Genomic DNA, 21333 nt, shown 5'->3' with positions numbered 1-21333 from the left:
TTCCGGTCGCACCAGCTCAATAGGCGAGGCCGATAGAAGCCACTGTCACCTCGGAAAACGATGCGTGTATCGGGCCAGTGCTGACGAATGAACTTCACCAGCAGGGCCAGAATGGCCCAGCTGTGTCGGCTGTCACTGCGGTTGCTGGTGCGCAGGTAGCTCACCAGCAGGTGACGGCCACAGAACACGTACAGTGGAAAGTAACAATGGTGATCGTAATAGGCGTTAAAGAACTTGCCGGGTTGGTCGCCATGAACCGGGATATCGGTGCCATCAAAATCCAGCACGATTTCCTTCGGTGGTGTCTCGTGCTGTTCGATGAAATGCCGCCACAGCAATTCATGGGCTTTGACCACCGACTGACGGTTTACTTGCTGCTCCATTCGACAGAGCGTGGACTTGCCGGCTAAATCGCTCTCTTTGCCGACCGCGGTTTGCAGGGCCTGGTCAAAACGCAATGCCTCGTGATCGTTCAGGTCTTCGTATCCAGCGGCTACGCCGAAGACCCGTTGCCGAGTCATGGTTTCCAGCTTGTGGCGAACCAGCACTGGATTTCGTGAATCGTTAAGCACCGAGGCCAGGCGCTGAGTCAGACGGTGCTGTTTGTCGACTTCCCGAAGCAGGAGCAACCCTGCATCGGAGGTGATATGACCACCGGAAAAATCGGCTTCAATTTGGCGGCGAGAGAGTGGCGAGAAGGTCAGCTTTTCAGGTACCATTTTGGATAGCGGCGGTTAGTGTTGGTGAACGGTGTAAGGTCCTGAAACTATAGCACTTTCAGCCGCTTCTTCCTTCCTTATGCCGCCTTCTCATGAGAAATCCGGGCTAGGGCATACAGATAGAAAGCACGTTTGGCATTACATTACTGAAACTACCGATGGTCCCGTTCTGAGAGGCGCTAAAGCCCAATACATCACAGAATACTTAACTCATAATGGGGACGAAAATTACAAAGAACTCTCCTGCTTGATAAAAGATAAGTTTGATACCGACGATTTTCATTTAGTTGATTCTCACGAGCTTGAAGATTACATCGAATCACTTCTCGAAGATGGTCAAATAGAAATTGAACCTGAATTTTTTGAAGATGAAAATGGCGACCAGATGCGCGTCATTGTCAAGATATTGGATGTAGAATAGTTATGGCATACAGTTCACGCGCGCAAAAATCTATCGACGGTGTAATAGCTCTGAAGGATTTTCTAAATGATGTTTCGGCAAATCCCGGCATCTATTCGGATAATAAAGAGCTTATGTCTGACCTTAAAGATCAGAGGAGAACGGCTAGTTTAGATATTGAGTTCTTTGTCGACAACAAATCTCGACGAACATCACCAATGAGCATAAATACTTTAAAAAAGTATGCAAACGAGATTTTTGACAGCGGTTTTGAGTTGATTAATAAGTTAAGGATTAATGCGCTCGACGCCATCAACCATTATTTAGAAAAGGAAAAGGCTCCCAACAAAAGAATAAAGGCAGGGTTGCAGAAAAAGGTCTCTGAACTAGAACAGTTATTAGAGGAGCACCGAAAAGTTAACCTTATTCTTTTACAGAGTGTAGCTAGCGCACTGCAATCCTTTAAAAACATAATGTCAACAAAAAAAATCGAGGCAAAGGACAAGCTTTGCTCGGATTCTGCTGAGAGACTTAGAGCGATTATTTCTATTAATCCTGCGCCTTATAATTATGTATATGACAACGTTGTGAACATCAGTCCTTTCAGGGATCATCTAAGATGAGACTCAAAGACCGAAAGCAATTGATCACATTGATTCCTAAACTGGAGTTATTCAGCCATTATTCACTTGGCAATTTAGTCACTAAGAATAGAGACAATTTACCTTTTATTTCCTGGCCTGACGGTAGCCCCTGTCTTATCGGCAATCTCTATATTATGGCCATCTCTGATCGCGCAGGAAGAGGAGGCCAGAGCCTTTCCAGACGAGACGCGAGTGGAGGTACTGTTGGCGGCATCGCACGTGACGTATCCCAACTCATCCGTTATTGCTTCAATAAAAACATAGATATAACAGAAATCAATGACGACATTTTTTCAGGATTCATATCGGCACTACGTACAGAGGTAAGCATTGACAAACCAACAATAAAAGTACGGAGTGAGAACAAAACAAATGAAATAGCACGCCGCACCTTGGATTTCCTTTCATATGTAGGAATTTTTTACGGCATCAAAAATTTTGTTGCACCTGAGGGTATTATTCGTGGTGAGAAGCGCTTTTCTGAGATTAAATACAACGACAAAAATGGTAAGAGAAAGACCAAATACCAAGAAACATGGATACATACTTCAATTTCTGCGGGAGAGCCTTTGCGTTCCCGTGACCCTATCGATCCAAATGTTGTCCTGAAATTACGTGAAGCCAACAAGGAAACCACTGACCGTTTTATACAGCGACGAAGAACCTGCCTCATGGATCTTCTGGAAAATACCGGCGCTAGACGGGGAGAGCTTGCAAGACTCAAAGTGTCAGACATAATAGCGGCGGCTAAAATGGAGGACCCGATGCTTCGCTTGGACACTCTGAAAGGCGAAGATGGAGATGAAAGAACTGTACCAGTGAGCAAAGGTCTTCTAAATACTCTCAAGCAACATATAAGAATTCACCGCAACCCTGTCGTTAAGAAATTTATTGGCCTTAACTATGATCATGGTTATTTTTTTGTATCAGGCACAAGTGGTCGCGCTCTGAAAAGTGGCACTTTAGGTACAGAAATATATAAACTTAGGCAAGCTGCGGATGTATCAGAAGCAGCATGTGCCCATATGTTTCGACATGCATTTTGCACAAACCTTTTTGTCCTACTCATTCAGCGCCACCAATTCAATGAGCCAGAGCAGTTCAAAGCGTTACTTACTACTGAAACTTTCAAAGCTGAGGTGGCGCAATGGACTGGCCACAAAAACATCGATACGTTAGACACATACATCCACTTGGCCTTCCAGCGACTTGTAGATTATTCAGAAACAATTTCCTCAGCACAAATGATAATGACTCTCGAATATTACACAAAGCAGGAGGAAGCGCTTCTAGCCGGCTTAACGAAAGGAGAGTTGTCGGTCGATCAATATCGAGAAGAATTGACTATCCTTCACGCTCTAAGAAAGGAGGATATGAAAATAGCCGAGAAGCGGGGACCATCAAAGTAATCTTGACGGCCTGCGCCAGCTTGAGAACTAAAAACTAACCGGTGAACAGCGCAAATAGCAGTACGGTCGACGCCGGGCGACAGCCCGCCACTCATCGCATGGTGTGACTCTTTTTAGGTCCTCGTTACAGGAGATGGTATTGAGCTTTATCATTCGCTCGGCGTGGCAGATCGAAGGATCCTACGATTAGTTCCGGGGTTAAAGTTGGTTCTATTGGATATCGAGGCTTGGCGAACAATGATTCTTTAACCCTACAAACGGCTTGGGCCTAGAGTCTACATGGTAACGGCTTTCATTGGAGATGGCAGAGTTGTTAACGTCATGGAAGGACGACAGCCAATGGTCATGGTTTGGTCGTCTAAACCGGACGCGCTGGGTCGGTTCTTCGGCAACGACACTGAATAGATCTAATTCCGGAACTCTGACACCTGGCGTTCCAGGTTCACGTACATTGCCAGAAGATCGTCCTTGTTGAGCTTTCCGCTGGTGGCTTTCCTAGCCCTATGTTTTTCCAGCTGGCTTCGCTGTTCAGCGTAGACATGATGGAGGACGCTGGCTTGATAGTCGCAGCCCTCGTGATCGTTCAGTTGTTTGCGAAGCGATTTGAACTGATCAGGACTGGGAATCTGTTCGAGCTTTTCAACGATGTCTTTGGGTCGGATATCGAATACTTCTCCCCAATGTTTTACAGCCTGCTCCCATGCCTGAGACAGAGATGTCCGCTCATCAATGTAGAATTTGATGGCGGCACCTCGTTTGTTTACGGAGAAATAGCAGGTTTCCTGTGCAGCACTTTTCCCGCCTCCAATACCAAGCGTGATGCCTTGGAACCCTACACCGCGACATGGGAGGGCTGCGGGATGGTCTTTCTGAATGAAATCCAGGTATTGAATAGCTGCGGAGCGGGCCATGTAACGGGCCTCATAGTACCTGGCTCTGGTCTCTTGATATTTGTGCCAGAGTTCTTGAGTAATTCGTGTGTTCGGCCTCTTAAGAGAGAAGTACTTCTGATAGCGTTTGCCTCGGATGGTGGCAACAACTCGCCAGCCGTGGAAGCCAGAAGACAGCTCCCCTTTTTCATAAAAGCTAATAGCCATGGATAGTCGATCTTTCCCGTTCAATTCACGTCAAAGATATTAGGCAACTAAGCATAAGCCTTCGCATTGCTCTCAGGCTTATGCCAGCCTGCTGCGAATGTTACTGGTGAATAAACCTCGCAGCCTTTTTGGGCTGCAAATTCGTAACACCGACCGTTGGTTAGTCGTCATCATTTCCTTAGATTGGAGCATCGTCCATGGGGTGTCGGGATGCCCGGGATGGTACGTTGGCACCCTGCGGCAAGTTTACACCCCAGAGGACGCTTACACATCATGGTTTGCGTTATAAGAATGCTGCCCCTCTTCTTTTCGTTGGTAGCGGGTTTCGTCAATGTTCCGGTTCACGCGTCCGTTATTAAAAAGTCGAACAGTGGCCTTTGCCATCCACCGCAAAGCAGTTGGTATGAGCGAACCCAGAATTATCAACCCTACGACTCCTTTGATGCCTGTTTGGATTCAGATGGTAAATTACCAGATGGAATCTCTTTTGCATCGGTTCGACAGGTCGAAGAGAAGCAAGGCCGGCTGCGTAGCTATGAACGGTCTGCGTTGGTCACGGTTGGGATGATGCTGATGGAGACTGTCAGGACAGCCGTGCTGAGGCATTGGTTCCCAATCCACAAACCAACGTCCGATTTGCAGACGAAAGTCGTTGTAGGGTGGTCTCAGGCCGATGGATCAGTCCGTTCACAGGCAAGGTCATCCAGAACAGCAGTGAGATTGACATTGATCACGTAGTTCCGCTCAAGTGGGCCTGGAAACGCGGAGCGAAAGGTTGGACACGAGCTAAACGGGAACGGTTTGCAAACGATGTGATCAATCTCTGGGCCGTCGAGCTAGGTCTTAATAGGCAGTAAAGGTGGCCGCGGTCCCGAGGAATGGTTACCACCGTCAGGCCAGTGCGGCTACGTAGCAAGGTTCGTTCTTAAACAAAAGCGAACATTCAAGTCAGGGCGTTTCCTCACAGACTCCAAGCCAATTAAAGCCATTTCATCCAGTATGATTGGCAGAGCAAATGGCAGAGGTGTCCATGATCGGTTAAGCTATTTTTTTATCAATTCATTGACGAGCCCCCGATATCAGATACTCGCAGCAAACACACATAGGGGATGGTTACAGATTATTTGCTGTATTAGAGCGCAAGTAATAAAAGGCCGGTGCAAATAACTGCAGAGCCTATGAGGCGCCTGCCAGTATTTGATTTTTCACCAAACCAGTAAATGGACGTTAGCGTTGCGAGCACAATTCCCGTATTCGAATAGGCAACGACTTCCGCCGACGGTAAGAAGCGCATAGCATGGATAACCAATGCATAGGCCAGTCCGATGCACAGCCCACCAATCACGATGATCGGAACCGGCAGTCTTTGTGGCGGCGTCCAACGACCCGTCTGCCGTCGCAATGCCAAAGTCAGCACCAGAAAGGCAACACTGTATCCCACCGATACAAACCCGATGATTGCGGCGAACCCGGGCAATTGGCTGGTTGCCAGTTTATCGGAAATGGAATAGACACTGGTACACACCATCGCCACAAGCGCCCAGGGAATCGCCGCTTTCTCGCCGTGCCCGGGTTGGCTGCCCGCCAGAATCATCAGCCCGGCGACGCTGACCAGAATGCCCAGCCAGCCCATCGGGCCGGGCGATTCGCCGGTCAGTATCAGCCACCACAGGGCAATCAGAACCGGGGAGCTGCGCACCAGCGGGTAAACCATGGCCACTGGCGCGTGTTTGTAGGATTTCCACAAACCAAAAAAATACAGGGCGTTTGCGCTGGCGGATATGGCCATCAACCCCAGAAAAGCGGTTGACCAGGCATTGGCCTGATACAGTGCATAAAACCCCCAGGGGGCCAGCAGTACCAGGTGCGCCAGCAATGCCCACCACAGTGGCCAGGCGGCGCCGGGCTGATGCCTGGCGATCAGGTTCCAGAGCACATGCATCAGTACCGATGCAGCCAGCGCGAGGGTGGCGCTGATCATGCCGGGGAGTGGCTGATTGAGATATCGAAGCCCAGGCCATCCGCTGCCGGCGCCACATTTTCCGGCAGAGCGGTGGCGTTGGCCATCAGCCAGCAGTCGGTCTCATGGCCCAGGTGGGTCAGCCAGCCCTGTTCCGCGCCGCTGCGATCGATCATCGCCAGGGCCGCAGTGACATCGTTGTGGTTCTGCGGCGCTTTGCCGGAGACATCGGCGGGCGGGTGGCTGCAATCCACCGCTATGTGGTTCGGGCACCATTGCCTGAGGAAATCGGCCGACGCCTCCGGTAGACCGAGAGTATCGGTCAGATAGGCAAACCGGGCGCCGCTGCGGTGGCCGATGGCGTAGCCGAAGGTGAGTCTGGAATGATTCAGCGGCAAGGGCGTCAGGCTGAAGTCTCCCAGCTCCAGAGCCTCAAATGTTTTAAGGTCGGAAATGTCCAGAATGCCGGGGTGTTTGAACAGATCGGCAAAGCCGTCCGTGTCCGGTGGCCCGTAAACCGGTATCGACTCTCCCTTACCCCAGCGCAGGTGCAGCAACCCCTGAACGTGGTCCGGATGGTAGTGGGTGAGCACAATGGCACTGAGCTCACCCGGCTCGAAGCGGTCGTGCAGGTCCATCAGGCCGGCATCCAGCAGTATCTTGTGGTTGCCGTCTTCAATCAGTGCCGAGCAGGGCCTGCGAACGTGCCTGTGATTACTCTTTGCCCGCTGGCAGGCGGGGCAGGTGCAACCGAAACGGGGCACACCGCCGGCGCCGCCGGTGCCAAGAAAGGTTACGCGCATGCGCCCTGCCTCCTGTGCTGATTGATGATGGCCAGTAATCGCTGGCTGGCGGCCTCTGGTGAGTGGGTGTTGTCCACCCGCAGGCAGCCTTTCTCCTCATCCAGATCAAACTGGCTGTTGCGGCTCAGCCGCAGTTCAATGTCCTGCAGCGTTTCGCGGCCGCGCCGGGCCAGCCTCTCTTTGAGCACTTCCGGGGACACTTCGATCAGCACCGGGCAGAGTTCCGGATAATTCTGCAACGCGGTTTTCAGATAGCCCCTTGAGCCGTTCATCACAACGGTCAGGCCCTTGGCCAGCCATTGATTGATCTCGATACCAATACCGTAATGGCAGCCGTGGCTGGACCAGTTCATGGCGAAGAGCCCCGCGCACTGGCGCGCCAGGAACTCCTCTTCCGTCAGGGCAACATGGTTCTCACCACCGGCCGAGGCCGGTCGGGTGATGTAGCGGTGGGCAAAACACACATCAGAGTCCTGCCCCAGCTGTTGCCGGGCCAGGTTGATCAGGGTGTCCTTGCCACTGCCCGAGGGGCCAACCAGGTAGATCAGTGTGCCTGCCATCTTAAAACCTCCCTGCCACCAGACCAGACCTGCCGCGCCTGCGACAAGAGCCCGTTGCCGGTGATCGCAATCAGATCCGCCCGTTTGCCCGGTGCAATGGTGCCTCGGTCTTCAAGCCCGGCGGCTCTGGCCGGATTGCGGGTTACCAGGGCGAAAGCCTGTGGCAGTGTAAGCTGGCCGTCTTCGACCAGCCGCAGTACCGAGGGTAACAGTGCCGCCGGTGAATAGTCGCTACACAGGCAGTCAGCCACCCCTTCTTTAACCGCATCCAACGCCTTCATGTTGCCAGACTGGGAAGCGTTGCGCAGGATATTGGGCGCGCCCAAAAGGGTGGACAGACCGCTTTCCCGGGCCGCTACGGCCGTTTCAAGGTTGACCGGGAATTCCGATATGCGGGCACCGAGGCCTTTCAGTACCGTGACCTTTTCGGCGCTGTCGTCATCGTGGCTGGCTAACGGAACTTTGTAATGGCGGGCCTGCCCGGCAAGCTGTTCCATACGGGCCATGGCGCCGCGGGCGGCGGCACGTTTCTGGTCCAGAATGGCATCCACGTCATCCGAGGATGTCTTGTAGGTTTTGGCCAGATAATTCCGATAGGCCTCTACATCCCGGAACTGGCCCTGGCCCGGGCTGTGGTCCATAAAAGACAACATCTGCAGGGCACCTTCTGCCAGCAGGGCATTGAGGATGTCCGGGGCGTTTTCATCGGTGACTTCGTAACGGGCATGGACCCGGTTGTCCACCATGCCGTTGGACCGGTGTCGGGCCATGGCGCGGGCCAGGTCGGCGGCTACCGCGTTGTTGCGAACGCCCAGTTCGTGGTTGGCAAACGACAGGGCGTGGTAGACGGTGGTGATGCCCGCTACAGCGTTTCGCTTGTCCGTCAGAGCGGCCGCAAACTCGAACGGAAAATGCACGTTGGGCCGGGGCTCGGCTTCTTTTTCCAGGGCATCGCAGTGCAGGTCGATCAGCCCCGGGGCCAGCAGGCAGCCCTGAAGGTTCACTTGCTCCGCACCCTGGGTGTTCGCTGGCCCAATGGCGGCGATGGTGCCGTTTTCGATCAACAGGTCGGCCTGCTCTTCGAGGGTGTCTTCCAGAATTATCCGGGCGTTGGTCAGTAATTGGCGTTTCATGATTGCATGGCCTCCGGGGCGGGGGTTGAATGGGTCAGGCTTTGCGGCGGCGCCAGCCGGTATTCGGTATCGGCCAGGGCTTTAACCAGTTCCGGGTCGTGGAAAATGGCGACCATGGCCACGCCGGCCTGCTTGAATTCCCGCAGCAGTTCGATCACCTGTCCGGTCGTGGCTTTGTCCAGGCTGGCGGTGGGCTCGTCGAGCAGGAGCAGGCGTGGTTTGGCAATAAGCCCCCGGGCCAGGTTGACCCGCTGCTTCTCGCCGCCGGAGAAGGTCGCCGGTGGCAGACGCCAGAGCCGCTCCGGCACGTTCAGGCGCCTGAGCAGTTCACGGGCCTGTGCCACGGCATCGGCAAGCGCCATGCCCCGGAGAATCAGCGGTTCTGCGACGACTTCTTCCGCCGGGCGGCGGGGTACGCAATGCAGAAACTGGGTAACAAAACCCAGTTCGCTGCGGCGCAGTTGCAGCATGTCCTGTTCGCTGATCCGGGCCAGGTCGACCACCTCGCCATCGGCCCTTTGAAAGTGAACGGTGCCTTCGCTGGGCAGATAGGTTCGATAGATGCATTTCAGCACCGACGATTTACCGGCGCCGGTTGGCCCGAGCAGGGCGGCCAACTGGCCGGGAAAGGCAAGCATGTTGACGTCCGAACAGGACGGAACGATTTCGTTCTGTTCGTGCAGGCTGAACTGTTTGGCCAGGCCTTTCACGTCGAGAATGGGTGTTTCGGAAATGGCTGTCATGGTGTTTTGCCTCACAGGGTGGATGCCACCAGTTGCTGGGTGTAGGCCTGCTGCGGATCTTCCAGAATCTGATCGGTCAGCCCGGATTCGATCACCCGGCCGTATTTCATCACCAGGGTGCGGCTGGCCAGCAGGCGGATCACGCCCAGATCGTGGGTGACCACAATCATGGCGGTGCCCAGCTCGTGCTGAATTTCGAGGATCAGGTCGAGAATCCGTGCCTGTACCGACAGGTCCAGCCCGGTGGTCACTTCATCCAGGTACAGCAGTGGTGGCCGCGTTGCCAGGGCCTTGGCAATCTGAACCCGCTGTTGCATGCCGCCGGAGAACTGCTTGGGCGACTCGTCCATACGGCTGACCATCACATCGGTGCGGGTAAGCAGTTCGCTCGCCCGGCGGCGGATGTCGCCGTAGTGGTTGAGATCGTTCATCAGCAACCGCTCGGCAATGTTGCCACCCGCGGAGATGCCGAAATTCAGGCCCAGATTGGGATTCTGGTACACCATGCCGAAGCGATGATTGCGCAGCCAGCGCTGTTCGGCACCGTTGAGGTTGAACAGTTCGTGACTCTGGTCGTCGTCCCGGAAGATGGCGCTGCCTCGGCTAGGCGCCTGATCGAAATACAGGGTTTTCACCACGGTGGACTTGCCGCTGCCGGATTCGCCCATGATGCCGAGAATCTCTCCCGGCTGGAGGCTGAAGCTGACATTGGCGGCTGCAACAACCGAGCCGCAGGCGGGGCACACGTTGGTGTTGTGCTCCGGGCCGGTCATGTCCAGGCAGGATGGGCACTCGGTGCCGTGGATGCGGGTCAGGCCCTTTACGTCAAGAATCGGTTTCATTGGGTCGCCTCCCCGGCTTCTGTTCTGGCTAACTGGCGGTTGCAGTAGTCGGTGTCGGAGCACTGCCAGGCCTTGCTGCCGTCATCCAGGTTCAGCTCGTCCAGGAAGCTGTCGATGCTGCCGCAGCGGTCACAGGCCCTGCGCTGGCCGTCAGCGGTATAGAAGCTCTCGGTGCGGAACGGCACATCGTCAAACACCAGGGGTTCGGCGTTGGTGTAGGGTGGCACCGCATAGATTTTCTTCTCCCGGCCGGCACCAAACAGCAACAGCGCTCTGGACTGGTGCAGCCCGGGCACGTCATAGCGGGGGATCGGGCTGGGGTCGATCACGTAATGGCCGTTGATCCGCGTGGGATAGCGGTGGGAAATGGTGATCTCATCGAACTTCACCAGGTCTTCATACAGTTTGGTCAGCAGGCGGGCATAATCGCCTTCGCCGTGCATGATTTTCCGCTTGGCCTCTGACGGCTCCACGATCACCAACGGGTCGGGATAGGGCACCTGCAGATTGAGAACCTGATCTTCCCGCAGGGGAATCTCCGGTACACGGTGGCGGGTCTGGATCAGGCTGGCTTCGGTGGTGCTCTCGGTGGTGGAGACTTCCGGGCAGGTCAGCTCCGCAAACTTGCGCAGATTTACAGCGTTGACGGAATCGTCCGAGCCCTGGTCGATTACTTTCAGGGTGTCATCCGGGCCGATCATGGACAGGGTTAACTGCAGCCCGCCGGTGCCAAAGCCCCGGCCCATGGGCATTTCCCGTGAGGCGTAGGGCGTCTGGTAGCCGGGAATGCTGATAGCTTTGAGAATGACCCGGCGGATTTCCCGCTTGGCGAATTCGTCCAGAAAGCCAAAGCCGTAGCTGTCCTGGCTATGGGGTAGCCGGTAATCAGGATTCATGGGTTTCCTCCTGCGGGGTTTCGCCGCGCGCCTGGTACTTTTCCCGGGTGGAACGCAGCCGGTCCATGTCGGACTGGAAGGTGACGTAGTGGGGCATTTTGTAGTGGTTTGCAAAGCCCATGGAGTCCACGCCGTCGATGTGCATCAGCACGAACTCCGGGTCTTCGGATGGGTTTTCCGGGCCGTCCCGCATGCCTTTTTGCAGGGCGCGGTCCAGAATGGCCATGCTGATGGCTTTGGTTTCATTGTGGCCAAAGCAGGCACCGTAGCCCAGGGTGAACTCGGGGGCCGCGCCCCTGGCGGATTCGGTATCGTCCGGTTCGTACATGGCAATGACTTCGCACTCGGTCATCAGCACTTCGCCGGCCTCGGTCAGTTCGCCGGTCACCGGATGGGGCAGCATCACTGGCAGGTAACCCACCCGCAGTTCCGCCACCGTCGGGTGGATGTCGCCGTAGCCGCGCATGTTGGAATAGGCAATGGCCAGCATGGAGCCGGTTTCGGCCCGGGCCATGGTGGCCAGTGCCGCCGACCGGCTGACCGGAAAAATCAGCGGGTCGCGGGTGATGTCGAACGCCGGGTTTCGGTGCTCCGCTTTGGGCGGCAGCAGACGTTCTGAGCGCAGCGCGTCCAGCACTTTCGGGAAGCTGTCGGGAAGCGACTCCTCTGGTGCGTTCTTCAGGAACGTTGATGCCATCTTCCGGAACGGCTCCGGTGACTCTTCGGCCAGTTCAAACCGCATCAGGCGCAGGGCGTAATCGTGGGTTGGCCCCAGCATCTGTCCGCCGGGGATGTCCCTGAAGGCACTGGAAATCCGGCGGATCAGGCGCATGTTTCCGGTGTCCTGGGGCGGGGTTTCCAGCAGCCGGGGTTTGGTGGACCGATAGGCCCGCAATGCAAAACCGGCTTCCAGGGTGTCGCCCTGCATCTGTTTGATGGCCAGGGCCGCAAGCTGGGGATGATACAGCCCGCCTTCGGACATGATGCGCGAGGTCAGCAGCCGGAGCTGGTGTTCAATGGCATTCAGGGACAAAGGTTCAGAGCCTGAAACAGGCCCGCCGGCCCTGAGCGCTTCCAGGGCTTCAGCCGCCCCGTCGATGGCTTTTTCGCCACCTTTGATTGCAACATAACCCATCAGTTGGTTCCCCCGCTGATCCGGGTAGTGCGCGGCAACGCTACTACCTGCGTGTCGTCCATCAGAATCAGGTCGACGCCCATTGGAAAATTTCGATTCCAGCGCGTTCTTTCAGCCAGCCACTCGCGATTCAGGCCATTAACCGAAAGCGCTTGCTTATCCTCAATGCCGGGCCCCTGGAGTATCAACGGAAAATCGTTGCTGTCCTCCAGGCTGGCTACGCGTATGATGATGGTTGCGCCCTGCTCCGGTTCGGCAAGGTTGCCCAGCGCTGGTTCAAAGGTGGGTGCCTGGCTGCCATCGGCCACAATGAACCCGGCGTTTGTGACGCCGGCTTCGCGGATGCCGAGACGTCGGACATCGGCTGAATCAATCAACTGATCCGGGTCTGCCAGGCTTACTTCGTTGTCGCACAGAACGGCGGCAATGCAGGTTGGCCCTGTGGCATCGCTGCACAACGGCAGTGACTGGCGACGCCCGGGAAAGGAAAACGCACTCATCAGTGCCCGGAACGCCCGTTGCTGATAGAGCGGGCTCCAGACGCTGTTGTGCTGTTCGGTAGTAAGGGGGTTATTCATCGTCGTCCTCGCTTCCATCACCCAGCAGAGAGAAATCCACTCGGGTGGTGGCCAGAATGGCATTGCGTTCGGCCCGGGTTTGCTGAACCGCCGCCCGACCAGTGTTCAGAAGGTCCAGCGCCTGCTCATGTTTTGGCAGCCGATCGGCCAGGGTGGCATCCAGAACGGCCAGTGCCCGGGCCAGTGACTGGCGGTCATCCAGCAGGCGGGCGCCACCCTCGGAGCGGGTACCATCCGGCGCGACAACCTCTACATGGGCGTGGCTGACCGGCACTTCGCCCAGAAAATACAGGTCGTTCAGGGCGGAATCCGGCAGTTTCAGAAGGCCGAGGCCGTTTTGCGGAAGGGTGACGTCGCTGACTTCGCAGTGTTCGGCGATTTCCGCGGCCAGAGTCTCGGCCTGCTCGGCGGGGGCTGCAGACCAGTACTGAAGCCACTGGCTACGCGGTGGCGGCCAGCTTGCCTCGGTTGCATGATTGTTCATAAGCGCTGCTCCGTATTGTTCAGATGTCTATACATGTCTGTATTGAAATAAAAATGCTGCATCTTCAGATCATCCGGGACCGGATGCGGGCTGAAAGCTGGTCGAGCAGGAAAACGAACAGGAAAATAGCGATCAGAATGGTCATCACGTGGCCATAGTCGTACATGTCGAAGCGGCCTTTCAGTTCCTGGCCGATTCCGCCGGCGCCGACAAGACCGACCACCGTGGCCATACGCAGATTGCGATCCAGAATGTAGGCGGTGTAGGCCACATACTGGGGAAGCACCTGTGGCATCACGGCGTAAAGCACCGTCTTGATCTTGCCGGCGCCAATGGCTTCCAGCGCTTCCTGCGGCTGTTTGTCGGCGTTTTCGATGTCCTCGGCGTAGAACTTGCCCAGAAAACCGGCGGCGTGCATGCCCAGGGCGAGCACCCCGGCAATGGGCCCAAAGCCATAGGCCAGCACCAGAAACAGCGCCACAATCAGTTCCGGCACCGAGCGCAACAGGCTGATAAAACCTCTGGCCAGGGTGTAGGTGACCCGGTTCGGGGAGTAGTTACTGGCGGCGAACCAGGCCAGGGGAATGGACAGGCTGACAGCCAGAAGGGTGCCCCAGAGCGCAATTTCCAGGGTCTCTATCATTTTTCCAAACACGGTTTTCACGTAGCCCAGGGGGTCGTAAAGCACTTCCGTGGTTTCGGTGGTGCTCTCCAGTTGCAGGGTGTCTTCATTAAGGCGCTGGGTAGTGGTTTCCCGGTTCTCCACGCGGGCAAACAGGGGGATATCGTTGGCGTTGAAATCGTTTATCCGTGCCACTTGTTCGGATGTCGCCATCTGTGGCGGCCACATGGAATCGGCCACTTTGCTCAGGCCGCGCACTACCTGAGACTCGTCATTCAGCCCCACTAAGTTGCCAACGGCCTGGGTGGTCATGGTCACCATGCGATCCATTTCGGTGCGGTGTCCGGTGATCAGCAGCAAGGCGAGTATCAGAACCGCGATCACCAGATGTTTCAGCCGGAACGGCTGATCCAGATGCCAATGTAAGCGGGAGCCCTGGGGTGGCACGGGAATGGGTCGGGTGTTCATTACATGCCTCCGGCAGAGTCGAGTTCCAGGCTGTCTTCCGGAACCTGTCCGGGCTGGCCATCACCCCAGTCGGCGTTCTGATAGAGTCTGCTCAGGCGTTGGTCGTCGAACTCTTCCGGGGCGCCGTCAAAGACAATCTCGCCACTGCGCATGCCCACGATCCGGTCGCCGAACTCGCGGGCCAGATCTACCTGGTGCAGGCTGCAGATAACGGTGGCATTGAGTTCCCGGGCCGCGTCCTTCAGCAGGGTGAGAATGTCGCGGGAAATCTGGGGGTCAAGGCTGGCCACGGGCTCATCGGCAAGCACCACTTTCGGGTCCAGCATGAAGGCCCGTGCGATACCCACACGTTGCTGCTGGCCACCGGAGAGCTCGCCGGCCCGGCGATGGAGGTGCTCAGGCTTGAGCCCGACCCGTTCCAGATAGTGGCAGGCTTTCTTGCGCTGCTCGGGATGGAACCAGCCACACAGAGCACGGGCCATTGACACCTCGGGCAGGGCGCCGGAAAGCACGTTGGCGGCGACGCTGGCACGGGTTGCCAGGTTGAAGTGCTGATGAATCATGGCGACCCGCCTGCGCAGCTCACGCTCGCTGGCCGAGCTCAGTTCAAGCCCATCTACCCGGACATTGCCTCCGGTTGGTCTCATCAACCCGTTAACGGATCGCAAGAGGGTGGATTTACCAGCCCCGGACGGGCCAAGAATGACGCAGAACTGCCCTTCCGGAACCTCCAGATCAACGCTGTTCAGAGCGCGGGTGCCGTCTGCCCAGGTCTTGTCGATGGCGCTGAGCTTGACCATTGATGTTGGTGTCTGGCTCATGGTTGTTTCTCCTGTTGACTGCCCGCCATGCGGGGCGGCAGTTATCCGTTCGTTCAGCGTTTGTTGCCGGCTGCAAGAATGGACTGTTTAACGTCACGTGTGACGGCATTCAGCATATCGCCGACTTCCGCCATGGTTTCTTCGCTGACATCGCTGGTGTAACGGTCCACCTGTTTGCCGCCATAGCCGCGAATCTGCTCGGGTTTGATGCCGGGCATGGTATGAACATTATTGAATGCCTTGCGGAGACGGCTTTTAACATCAGCACTGACTTCCGGCTGAATGGCCAGCGGTGGGTAGGGCAGGGGTGCGCTTTTGGCAATAACCTTGATGTCGTTGCCGTCGATGGCACCTGCGTTCAGGGCTTTCTCATAGGAATCGAAGGAGGCCCCGCCAACATCTACAAGCCCCTGGGAGAGTGCAGACAGCACATTGGCATGACTGCCGGCAAGGTTGACCTTGGCGGTATCGCTGGCCGGGTCAACGCCTTCACGGAGCAGCATGGCCACAGGAATATTGAAACTGGAAGTGGAGTTGACATCGCCCAGTGCGATTCGTTTGCCGCGGATATCGGTAATGCTGTCGATACCACTGTCCTTGCGGGCAAAAATGCCGGAGTAGTAGACGGATCCGCCTTTTCTGACCGCCATGGCCAGCAGATTGGCGCAACCACGGTCATGGGCCTGCAGATAACTGACGGGGCCAAACCAGGCAATGTCGGCAGAGCCATTACACATGGCTTCAACAACCGCGCCGTAGCTCTGGCCAACTTTCAGCTCAAAGTTCAGGCCGGTAGCTTCGGAGATGGCATTGAAGATGGGTTCAAAGTCTTTCCGGGTGCCGTCTTCAGTGCCGCCGTCGGCGGGAATTAGCACTACCCGCAAAGGCCGGTCACTGGTGCCATCGCTGGCGGCGGCCATGGTAAAGGCTGAACCGAGCATGGCGATGATGGCCACAGCGGACATCGCGTATTTGAGAATAGAGTGCAGTTTCGGATACATTACAAAAGCTCCCGTAGGGTGTTGATTCAGGTGTTCGACCGTTAGCAGACAGTCATGGGTTGATGCACAGTTGGATCCGGTCTGCGCGAAACCGGGTAATCACGTACTCAAGCGGGGTCAGATCCCGCTCATGCACGTTGGTACTCTTTACCCGCAGCACGGGCTGGGTCCGTGGCATCGCCAGAAGACCGGCGTCGTCGCCCTGCGGGAGCATCGCTGTTACCAGGCTCTGGACGCGCTTGAGCGAGTAGCCGTAATGTTCCGCCAGAAAGCCGTGCAGAGAGCCACCCTCATATTCGTCCCGGACCTTTGCGAACCGAGCTTCCGGCAGGAAGTGCGAAATAACGCAGAAGGGCGAGTCATCCACGGTTCGCACGCTTTCAATCCAGATAACCGGCTCCCCCACCTCAATGCTCAGTCGTTCCGCTACCCGTTCGATGGCAGGCAGAACCTGTTTGCGAACCACACGCCCACCAGTGGATGCACCCATGGCCGTCAGGTTTTCGGTAAACCGGGTGTCGGAGCTCAGTGGGTAGTCGATCTGGTTATTGATCACGAAGACGCCGCGACCGTGCTGACGCTCCAGAAGACCATCGGCAACCAGAAGATCAATCGCGCGCCGGAGTGTGTGGCGATTAACACCAAAACGATCCGCCATCTCGTTTTCCGAGGGCAGCATGTCGCCGGGGGCGTACTGGTTCAGAACATCACGCTCCAGATGCCGGGCAATCTGGCGGTAAAGGGCGTGGCCGGTTTCGCGTTGCAGGGTGTAGAGGCTCATAGGCATGTCTATACAAGTTGATTTGTAAGAGAGCCTAAAGGACTAATGTGACAAAGCTGTGATGGTTTAGTGACGAGACTGCCGGGACCGAATGAGCTTTACTGAAACTTAAATTCCATCAATGTGGCTTGCCGGATTTGGGGAATGCCTACCGGGCGAATTTTTCGGACATTGAAAACAAGATTGGACTTACCCCCTTACGAACGACACACCCGAGCCTCAAACAGGGGCTTTGCGACTCGGATCTGAATGTCCGCTTTGCGACCATACCGGCTACCAAATAGCTTGTTCCGATATCACCTAAGGCGGCCCCGAATCCGCGGGGCTGATCAATGGTTGCCACCGCGACAATGATCTTAAGGGAAGGAGCCGCGATCTAACCGACCAATCACTAAGCACAAGGTTTCAATATCTTCGACTGACTGCAGCATCTGGTCTGGCGACTTCCAGCCAAGAGCGCGAATTGGGCTCCTCATCCAGCGATCTCTTGCTGCTTCATCCCCTTCAAAAAGATCCAAGGCTTTCATGTGAATCTGCGCTACGAGTCCATCGAGATTGTCTCCCGTACTGCCTTGCTCGCCCGAGTTAAGTATGATGGTACCATCCTCGACGGTAACCTGAATCAGCTGTCCGTCCTTGAAACCAGAGTCAGCGAGAACCCCTAGAGGCAATGCAATCAAAACCTCAGTCTCAGATACTCGGATTTTCGTGATCCTTCTAGATGGCATCGACCTCTAGCTCCGGGCACGCATGCAGTTCTTCAGAAAAAAGAACTTGGCGGTATGTAGTATCGTTATCTTCTTTAGGATCGCGAGTATCGTAAATCAAGCCGTTCTCGAACTGATAAATATAGTTCATCCTCTGCAGATCGGTGCGATCTGACAATGCCACAAGCTTCAAAAGGCGCTGCATTCTCCAGCTTCCAGTTTGGTTGACCCTGGGAGGGGTGACTGCCATGACCTTGGTAATACAAAACAGCTCGTCATTCTCTTTGATTAAGGCAACGAGGTCGGAAGGTCTCGTGTATAGGTAGTACCGGTATCCAGTGCCGCCTTGTCGAAAGTATGCGGTGCTGACAAAGAACCAAACATCGCTGTGCGCAAGTTCCACGCTAAGCCAGAACTGCTCATCAGAAAAAGGGCGTCCCAAGAGTTCTTCAGTGTAAGCCTGAGTCATAAACATAGTTGGTACTCCACCCCAAAATGCAAACTATAGCGTGTAGTGTTATAGCGCGCAATTCGCTTTCATGGGCCCTTTCCTTGGGGGGGCAACATGGAACTGCAGCAGGCTTTCGGGATAGCACTTAGGCGACAGAGAAAAGCAAAAGGGCTCTCTCAAGAAGCATTCACACCCATCAGCAGCCGAACGTACCTGAGCGAACTCGAACGAGGTCTCAAGTGCCCAACGCTCGACAAGATTGAAGAACTCGCCTCGACTATGGGCATCCACCCGGTGACACTACTGGTTGAATGCTTCAAGCTTAAAGATGAAACAGACACGAAGAAAATTTTTGACAGGGTTTCGAAAGAGCTTGCCAGTCTCAAAGACAGTTAGCACGCCATATAGTGAATCTCTCTGGATCTGGCCTGATGCAGGTCTCACTGGTGAGGTCGCATTTTCCCAATTCTGCCAGGGCGCAATATGGAGCCGGCTCAACCTGCCGACCTTCCTACAGAGCCATTAAATAAATACCGGGGTGTACAAACGGCATTCCGGTAATCAGGGGGAGTCGTTCAAAAACACCAGTGAATCTTGCGTTTCAATGTTCACTTCTCTCTATTCGACAGGTGAACGTCGCATACTCCAGTTGGTAGATTGACAAACATCTGAATTTGACACAATTTCCCTTATTTCGGTGCAATCAACAATTCGTGAAATTCGTCGAAAAGCACCGCCGAGTAGGCTTCCAGCATCGGATCATTCTGGATCAGACGGGTGAGGATGCCTTCGGTGACCACCTCAATGCGGGTGGCGGAGGAGACTTTCGTATCCAGGCGGGTGCGATAACCGACCGTCTGGCCGGGCTTTTCACCCAACTGCCGGGCCATGAACCGCGCCGCCGAACGGGCCGCCAATCGCCTGGGTTCCAACATCAGGATTCTGCCGTCACCGCGCCAGGGCGCATCCAGCAGGGCCAGGGGCACGCGGGTGGTCTTACCCGCGCCCGGCGGCGCCTGCAGGAGGGCCGTGTTGTGAGCTTCCAGCGCCGCTTTAAGGTTGGGGAGAATATCGTCTATGGGCAGCATTCGGAGTTATTTCGAGCGGGCGTGCCAGTCTTCCGGCTTGGGCACGAAAAAGGCCAGCAGCAGGCCAAACGCGAGCGCCGCCACGCCGATACCAAAAGCGGATACCAGAGTGCCACCGGCATCCAGCCACTGCTTGGTAAGCCAGGGGCCTACCATCTGGGTGAAGCCATAGAGTGCCACCATGGCCGCCGAGAGGCGCGGCCCCTGATGCGGATGCAGCGCGCGGCCCAGACGCTGGGTCAGCAATACCGTACCCAGGAAGGTACCCCCCACCAGCGCGGCACACAGCACCAGCCCAATGGCCCCTGGCCAGAGCACGGCCGCCAGCACACCCAATAGTTGAATCAGGAAATTCAGCTTCAGCGCTGCCAGGTCGCCCAGCCGGGCACCCAGCTTGTTCCAGAGCCAGGGCGCGGGAATGGTGAACAGGGCCACGATCACCCAGGTACCATCCAGCAGCGCATGCCCGTCCGGCAGTTCCAGCTTGGCCAGCAGGGGCAGGAAGGTCATGGGCAGGATATAACCCAGTCCGGCTCCGGCGTAGGAAAGGAACAGCGGCGCACTGGCACGGTCGATCAGCGGCGTGTTCACAACCGCCTTGCCGGACTCGTCATGCTCTCGCACCGGAATGTGCAGTTTGCGTAGCTGCATTACACCCCACCACGCCAGCGGAATGGACAGCAGCGCCGCCGGCCACCAACGCTCAGCACCCTCCAGCCAATCGGCAGTGCCGGTCACCAGGCCACTGGACACCAATAAACCCGCGCCCACGCCGATGTACACCAGCCCACTCATGGTGGCGCGGTTGCGCAACACCAACCATTCCAGAATCAGCGCCGGTGCCTGCACAAACACCACGCCGTTGGCCACACCATTGAGCCAGCGACCAGCAGAAATCACCGTCAGGTTATCGGTCTGGGTCATGACCAGCGTGGTGATTACATGAACCACTAGAAACAGCGGCAGCATGAACCGGATCTGGTCAATGCGGTGCCACTTGATCGCCACCATGGCGCCCATCAGGTAACCCAGGTAATTCCAGGTGGCCACCGCCGCGCCATCGGCGGCACTGAACTGGCCATCGGCCACCAGGTAGGGCAACAGAGGGGTATAGATAAACCGACCCAGGGTGTGCACCACCAGCAATACCAATGCGCCGGCCAGCAAAACAGTGAACAGTTGCTTAGGGTTCGGGGCAGTCTGTGAAGTCATGGCAGTTACCCGATTATTGTTGGTATATGAGTCGAAAAACCGCCAGTGTATGCAAAGCTAACAATCTTGTCAGTGTGACCTTCGATTGAGGAGCCTCTGATGAACTCCGGATCATCCCCGTGAATCACGCTCTCGATTAGCCCGCGCCCATTGATAGATCCGCTCGTAGGCCTTCAGGAGGTGCTGTGGATTGTGGGGTGGCTGGATCAGCGCCTGCACCTCCGCCTCCGGGTTCAGCAGGGCAAAGTGCCCGGAGTGATCCACCAGCAACTGACCGTCCTCCTTCCGATGCTGAAATACCGCGCTCATACTCTTCGCCAATTCTCGGGTCGTTTCGAGATCCCCGGTCAGGCCATGGAAGTGTTCTCCGAAAAACGCTGTGTAGTTTTTCAGCCGCTCCGGCGTGTCATGCTCCGGATCGGCACTGATCAACAGGTATTGCGGCTGCGGCAGCTCCGCCGGCAACTGCCCGTCCATCTGCCGCAAGATGGTCATCGCCATCGGACAGATGTCCGGGCAGCTTGTATAGCCAACAAAGGCAAAGGTCCAGCGGCCCTTCAGATCTTCCCGGGTGGTGGGCTCGCCCTGCTCATCGGTCAGCGTAAACTCCGCGAGCGGCCGGGCCTCGGTATAGACATAGGCGTTGTATTCCGCCAGATCCGGCGCGGGTTCCGGCTCGGCGCTGGCCAGATGCATCTGGCGGTAAAGCACAAACGAGAAAATGCTGGCGACAACCAGCAGCAAAACGACCAGCGTCGTCCGTACAGACCCACTCATCA

At 56.1% G+C, this 21333-nt stretch carries 25 protein-coding genes and 1 pseudogene; 5 read left to right on the top strand and 21 right to left on the bottom strand.

The genetic code is table 11. The features are described 5' to 3' along the window. Positions 1–719 (bottom strand): IS1380 family transposase (locus BY454_RS10320; RefSeq protein WP_146082706.1); only part of this gene is annotated, 719 nt, incomplete at its 3' end. 79 nt (positions 720–798) lie between these two features. On the opposite strand from BY454_RS10320, the gene BY454_RS16780 reads away from it, so the two are divergent. From BY454_RS16780 to BY454_RS10310, 3 genes are read left to right on the top strand one after another with little or no spacing between them, the layout of a single operon-like run. Further along, entirely contained in the window at positions 799–1140 is a 342-nt protein-coding gene (locus BY454_RS16780) for a hypothetical protein (RefSeq protein ID WP_146082705.1), read from the top strand. A gap of 2 nt (positions 1141–1142) precedes the next feature. Further along, a complete protein-coding gene (locus BY454_RS10315) occupies positions 1143–1742 on the top strand; it encodes a hypothetical protein (protein WP_104416393.1) in 600 nt (199 codons plus the stop codon). Further along, on the top strand, positions 1739–3172 hold the full coding sequence (locus tag BY454_RS10310; protein WP_104416394.1) for a tyrosine-type recombinase/integrase: 1434 nt from the start codon (positions 1739–1741) through the stop codon (positions 3170–3172). The genes BY454_RS10315 and BY454_RS10310 overlap by 4 nt, the downstream gene beginning before the upstream one ends. 407 nt (positions 3173–3579) lie before the next feature. Here the strand turns inward: BY454_RS10310 and BY454_RS10300 are convergent, their stop codons facing one another. Continuing rightward, entirely contained in the window at positions 3580–4269 is a 690-nt protein-coding gene (locus BY454_RS10300; RefSeq protein WP_104416395.1) for a hypothetical protein, read from the bottom strand. Between the two features lie 659 nt (positions 4270–4928). Here BY454_RS10300 and BY454_RS17055 point away from each other — a divergent pair. Continuing rightward, the gene (locus BY454_RS17055; RefSeq protein WP_258075622.1) at positions 4929–5126 is read left to right on the top strand and encodes an HNH endonuclease family protein; all 198 of its coding nucleotides are present in this window, start codon (positions 4929–4931) and stop codon (positions 5124–5126) included. 275 nt (positions 5127–5401) lie between these two features. Here BY454_RS17055 and BY454_RS10290 read toward each other — a convergent pair whose 3' ends face one another. The 16 genes from BY454_RS10290 to BY454_RS10215 form a co-directional block, all read right to left on the bottom strand. Beyond that, a complete protein-coding gene (locus tag BY454_RS10290; RefSeq protein WP_104416396.1) occupies positions 5402–6250 on the bottom strand; it encodes an EamA family transporter in 849 nt (282 codons plus the stop codon). Further along, positions 6247–7032, bottom strand: coding sequence for a phosphonate metabolism protein PhnP (gene phnP / locus BY454_RS10285; protein ID WP_104416397.1), 786 nt, complete (start codon positions 7030–7032; stop codon positions 6247–6249). The genes BY454_RS10290 and phnP overlap by 4 nt, the downstream gene beginning before the upstream one ends. Next, positions 7023–7592, bottom strand: coding sequence for a phosphonate metabolism protein/1,5-bisphosphokinase (PRPP-forming) PhnN (gene phnN, locus BY454_RS10280; RefSeq protein ID WP_104416398.1), 570 nt, complete (start codon positions 7590–7592; stop codon positions 7023–7025). The genes phnP and phnN overlap by 10 nt, the downstream gene beginning before the upstream one ends. Beyond that, entirely contained in the window at positions 7577–8725 is a 1149-nt protein-coding gene (locus tag BY454_RS10275; protein WP_104416399.1) for an alpha-D-ribose 1-methylphosphonate 5-triphosphate diphosphatase, read from the bottom strand. The genes phnN and BY454_RS10275 overlap by 16 nt, the downstream gene beginning before the upstream one ends. Continuing rightward, the gene (gene phnL, locus BY454_RS10270) at positions 8722–9468 is read right to left on the bottom strand and encodes a phosphonate C-P lyase system protein PhnL (RefSeq protein ID WP_104416400.1); all 747 of its coding nucleotides are present in this window, start codon (positions 9466–9468) and stop codon (positions 8722–8724) included. The genes BY454_RS10275 and phnL overlap by 4 nt, the downstream gene beginning before the upstream one ends. Before the next feature lie 11 nt (positions 9469–9479). After that, complete coding sequence (locus BY454_RS10265; RefSeq protein WP_104416401.1) at positions 9480–10310, bottom strand: ATP-binding cassette domain-containing protein; 831 nt, start codon at positions 10308–10310, stop codon at positions 9480–9482. After that, entirely contained in the window at positions 10307–11206 is a 900-nt protein-coding gene (locus BY454_RS10260) for an alpha-D-ribose 1-methylphosphonate 5-phosphate C-P-lyase PhnJ (RefSeq protein ID WP_104416402.1), read from the bottom strand. The genes BY454_RS10265 and BY454_RS10260 overlap by 4 nt, the downstream gene beginning before the upstream one ends. Further along, complete coding sequence (locus BY454_RS10255) at positions 11196–12341, bottom strand: carbon-phosphorus lyase complex subunit PhnI (protein ID WP_104416403.1); 1146 nt, start codon at positions 12339–12341, stop codon at positions 11196–11198. The genes BY454_RS10260 and BY454_RS10255 overlap by 11 nt, the downstream gene beginning before the upstream one ends. Further along, a complete protein-coding gene (gene phnH / locus BY454_RS10250) occupies positions 12341–12919 on the bottom strand; it encodes a phosphonate C-P lyase system protein PhnH (protein WP_104416404.1) in 579 nt (192 codons plus the stop codon). Before phnH ends, BY454_RS10255 begins: the two co-directional genes overlap by 1 nt. Beyond that, positions 12912–13403, bottom strand: a complete 492-nt coding sequence (phnG, locus tag BY454_RS10245) for a phosphonate C-P lyase system protein PhnG (RefSeq protein ID WP_104416405.1) — start codon at positions 13401–13403, stop codon at positions 12912–12914. Before phnG ends, phnH begins: the two co-directional genes overlap by 8 nt. A 64-nt stretch (positions 13404–13467) precedes the next feature. After that, positions 13468–14493, bottom strand: a complete 1026-nt coding sequence (gene phnE, locus BY454_RS10240; protein WP_104416406.1) for a phosphonate ABC transporter, permease protein PhnE — start codon at positions 14491–14493, stop codon at positions 13468–13470. Next, on the bottom strand, positions 14493–15314 hold the full coding sequence (phnC, locus tag BY454_RS10235; protein ID WP_104416407.1) for a phosphonate ABC transporter ATP-binding protein: 822 nt from the start codon (positions 15312–15314) through the stop codon (positions 14493–14495). The genes phnE and phnC overlap by 1 nt, the downstream gene beginning before the upstream one ends. A gap of 53 nt (positions 15315–15367) precedes the next feature. Then, positions 15368–16315, bottom strand: coding sequence for a phosphate/phosphite/phosphonate ABC transporter substrate-binding protein (locus BY454_RS10230; protein ID WP_104416408.1), 948 nt, complete (start codon positions 16313–16315; stop codon positions 15368–15370). A gap of 52 nt (positions 16316–16367) precedes the next feature. Continuing rightward, entirely contained in the window at positions 16368–17096 is a 729-nt protein-coding gene (phnF, locus tag BY454_RS10225) for a phosphonate metabolism transcriptional regulator PhnF (RefSeq protein WP_258075621.1), read from the bottom strand. A 356-nt stretch (positions 17097–17452) separates the two neighbouring features. Beyond that, complete coding sequence (locus BY454_RS10220) at positions 17453–17776, bottom strand: antitoxin Xre/MbcA/ParS toxin-binding domain-containing protein (RefSeq protein WP_181049685.1); 324 nt, start codon at positions 17774–17776, stop codon at positions 17453–17455. A gap of 37 nt (positions 17777–17813) precedes the next feature. After that, positions 17814–18278 (bottom strand): hypothetical protein, encoded by a 465-nt coding sequence (locus tag BY454_RS10215; protein ID WP_104416411.1) that lies wholly within the window; start codon positions 18276–18278, stop codon positions 17814–17816. 90 nt (positions 18279–18368) lie between these two features. Here BY454_RS10215 and BY454_RS10210 point away from each other — a divergent pair, with 90 nt between their 5' ends. Continuing rightward, entirely contained in the window at positions 18369–18650 is a 282-nt protein-coding gene (locus tag BY454_RS10210; RefSeq protein ID WP_104416412.1) for a helix-turn-helix domain-containing protein, read from the top strand. A 314-nt stretch (positions 18651–18964) separates the two neighbouring features. Here BY454_RS10210 and BY454_RS10205 read toward each other — a convergent pair. The 3 genes and pseudogenes from BY454_RS10205 to BY454_RS10195 form a co-directional block, all read right to left on the bottom strand. Continuing rightward, positions 18965–19342: pseudogene (locus tag BY454_RS10205) on the bottom strand (DEAD/DEAH box helicase); the annotation flags it as partial. A 6-nt stretch (positions 19343–19348) separates the two neighbouring features. After that, a complete protein-coding gene (locus BY454_RS10200) occupies positions 19349–20554 on the bottom strand; it encodes a YbfB/YjiJ family MFS transporter (protein ID WP_104416413.1) in 1206 nt (401 codons plus the stop codon). 111 nt (positions 20555–20665) lie between these two features. Further along, positions 20666–21331, bottom strand: coding sequence for an SCO family protein (locus BY454_RS10195; RefSeq protein WP_104416414.1), 666 nt, complete (start codon positions 21329–21331; stop codon positions 20666–20668). Between the last annotated feature and the right edge of the window lie 2 nt (positions 21332–21333).

Source organism: Marinobacter persicus (assembly GCF_002934325.1).
In the GTDB taxonomy this organism is placed as follows: Bacteria; Pseudomonadota; Gammaproteobacteria; order Pseudomonadales; family Oleiphilaceae; genus Marinobacter; species Marinobacter persicus_A.
The sequence above is the reverse complement of the archived record's forward strand: the minus strand, read 5'-3'. Positions and strand labels throughout refer to the sequence as shown.

Coding starts and splice junctions, on each gene's coding strand:
- BY454_RS16780 (WP_146082705.1), top strand. CDS start 799: ATGCCGCCTTCTCATGAGAAATCCGGGCTAGGGCATACAGATAGAAAG.
- BY454_RS10315 (WP_104416393.1), top strand. CDS start 1,143: ATGGCATACAGTTCACGCGCGCAAAAATCTATCGACGGTGTAATAGCT.
- BY454_RS10310 (WP_104416394.1), top strand. CDS start 1,739: ATGAGACTCAAAGACCGAAAGCAATTGATCACATTGATTCCTAAACTG.
- BY454_RS10300 (WP_104416395.1), bottom strand. CDS start 4,269: ATGGCTATTAGCTTTTATGAAAAAGGGGAGCTGTCTTCTGGCTTCCAC.
- BY454_RS10290 (WP_104416396.1), bottom strand. CDS start 6,250: ATGATCAGCGCCACCCTCGCGCTGGCTGCATCGGTACTGATGCATGTG.
- phnP (WP_104416397.1), bottom strand. CDS start 7,032: ATGCGCGTAACCTTTCTTGGCACCGGCGGCGCCGGCGGTGTGCCCCGT.
- phnN (WP_104416398.1), bottom strand. CDS start 7,592: ATGGCAGGCACACTGATCTACCTGGTTGGCCCCTCGGGCAGTGGCAAG.
- BY454_RS10275 (WP_104416399.1), bottom strand. CDS start 8,725: ATGAAACGCCAATTACTGACCAACGCCCGGATAATTCTGGAAGACACC.
- phnL (WP_104416400.1), bottom strand. CDS start 9,468: ATGACAGCCATTTCCGAAACACCCATTCTCGACGTGAAAGGCCTGGCC.
- BY454_RS10265 (WP_104416401.1), bottom strand. CDS start 10,310: ATGAAACCGATTCTTGACGTAAAGGGCCTGACCCGCATCCACGGCACC.
- BY454_RS10260 (WP_104416402.1), bottom strand. CDS start 11,206: ATGAATCCTGATTACCGGCTACCCCATAGCCAGGACAGCTACGGCTTT.
- BY454_RS10255 (WP_104416403.1), bottom strand. CDS start 12,341: ATGGGTTATGTTGCAATCAAAGGTGGCGAAAAAGCCATCGACGGGGCG.
- phnH (WP_104416404.1), bottom strand. CDS start 12,919: ATGAATAACCCCCTTACTACCGAACAGCACAACAGCGTCTGGAGCCCG.
- phnG (WP_104416405.1), bottom strand. CDS start 13,403: ATGAACAATCATGCAACCGAGGCAAGCTGGCCGCCACCGCGTAGCCAG.
- phnE (WP_104416406.1), bottom strand. CDS start 14,493: ATGAACACCCGACCCATTCCCGTGCCACCCCAGGGCTCCCGCTTACAT.
- phnC (WP_104416407.1), bottom strand. CDS start 15,314: ATGAGCCAGACACCAACATCAATGGTCAAGCTCAGCGCCATCGACAAG.
- BY454_RS10230 (WP_104416408.1), bottom strand. CDS start 16,315: ATGTATCCGAAACTGCACTCTATTCTCAAATACGCGATGTCCGCTGTG.
- phnF (WP_258075621.1), bottom strand. CDS start 17,096: ATGAGCCTCTACACCCTGCAACGCGAAACCGGCCACGCCCTTTACCGC.
- BY454_RS10215 (WP_104416411.1), bottom strand. CDS start 18,278: ATGTTTATGACTCAGGCTTACACTGAAGAACTCTTGGGACGCCCTTTT.
- BY454_RS10210 (WP_104416412.1), top strand. CDS start 18,369: ATGGAACTGCAGCAGGCTTTCGGGATAGCACTTAGGCGACAGAGAAAA.
- BY454_RS10200 (WP_104416413.1), bottom strand. CDS start 20,554: ATGACTTCACAGACTGCCCCGAACCCTAAGCAACTGTTCACTGTTTTG.
- BY454_RS10195 (WP_104416414.1), bottom strand. CDS start 21,331: ATGAGTGGGTCTGTACGGACGACGCTGGTCGTTTTGCTGCTGGTTGTC.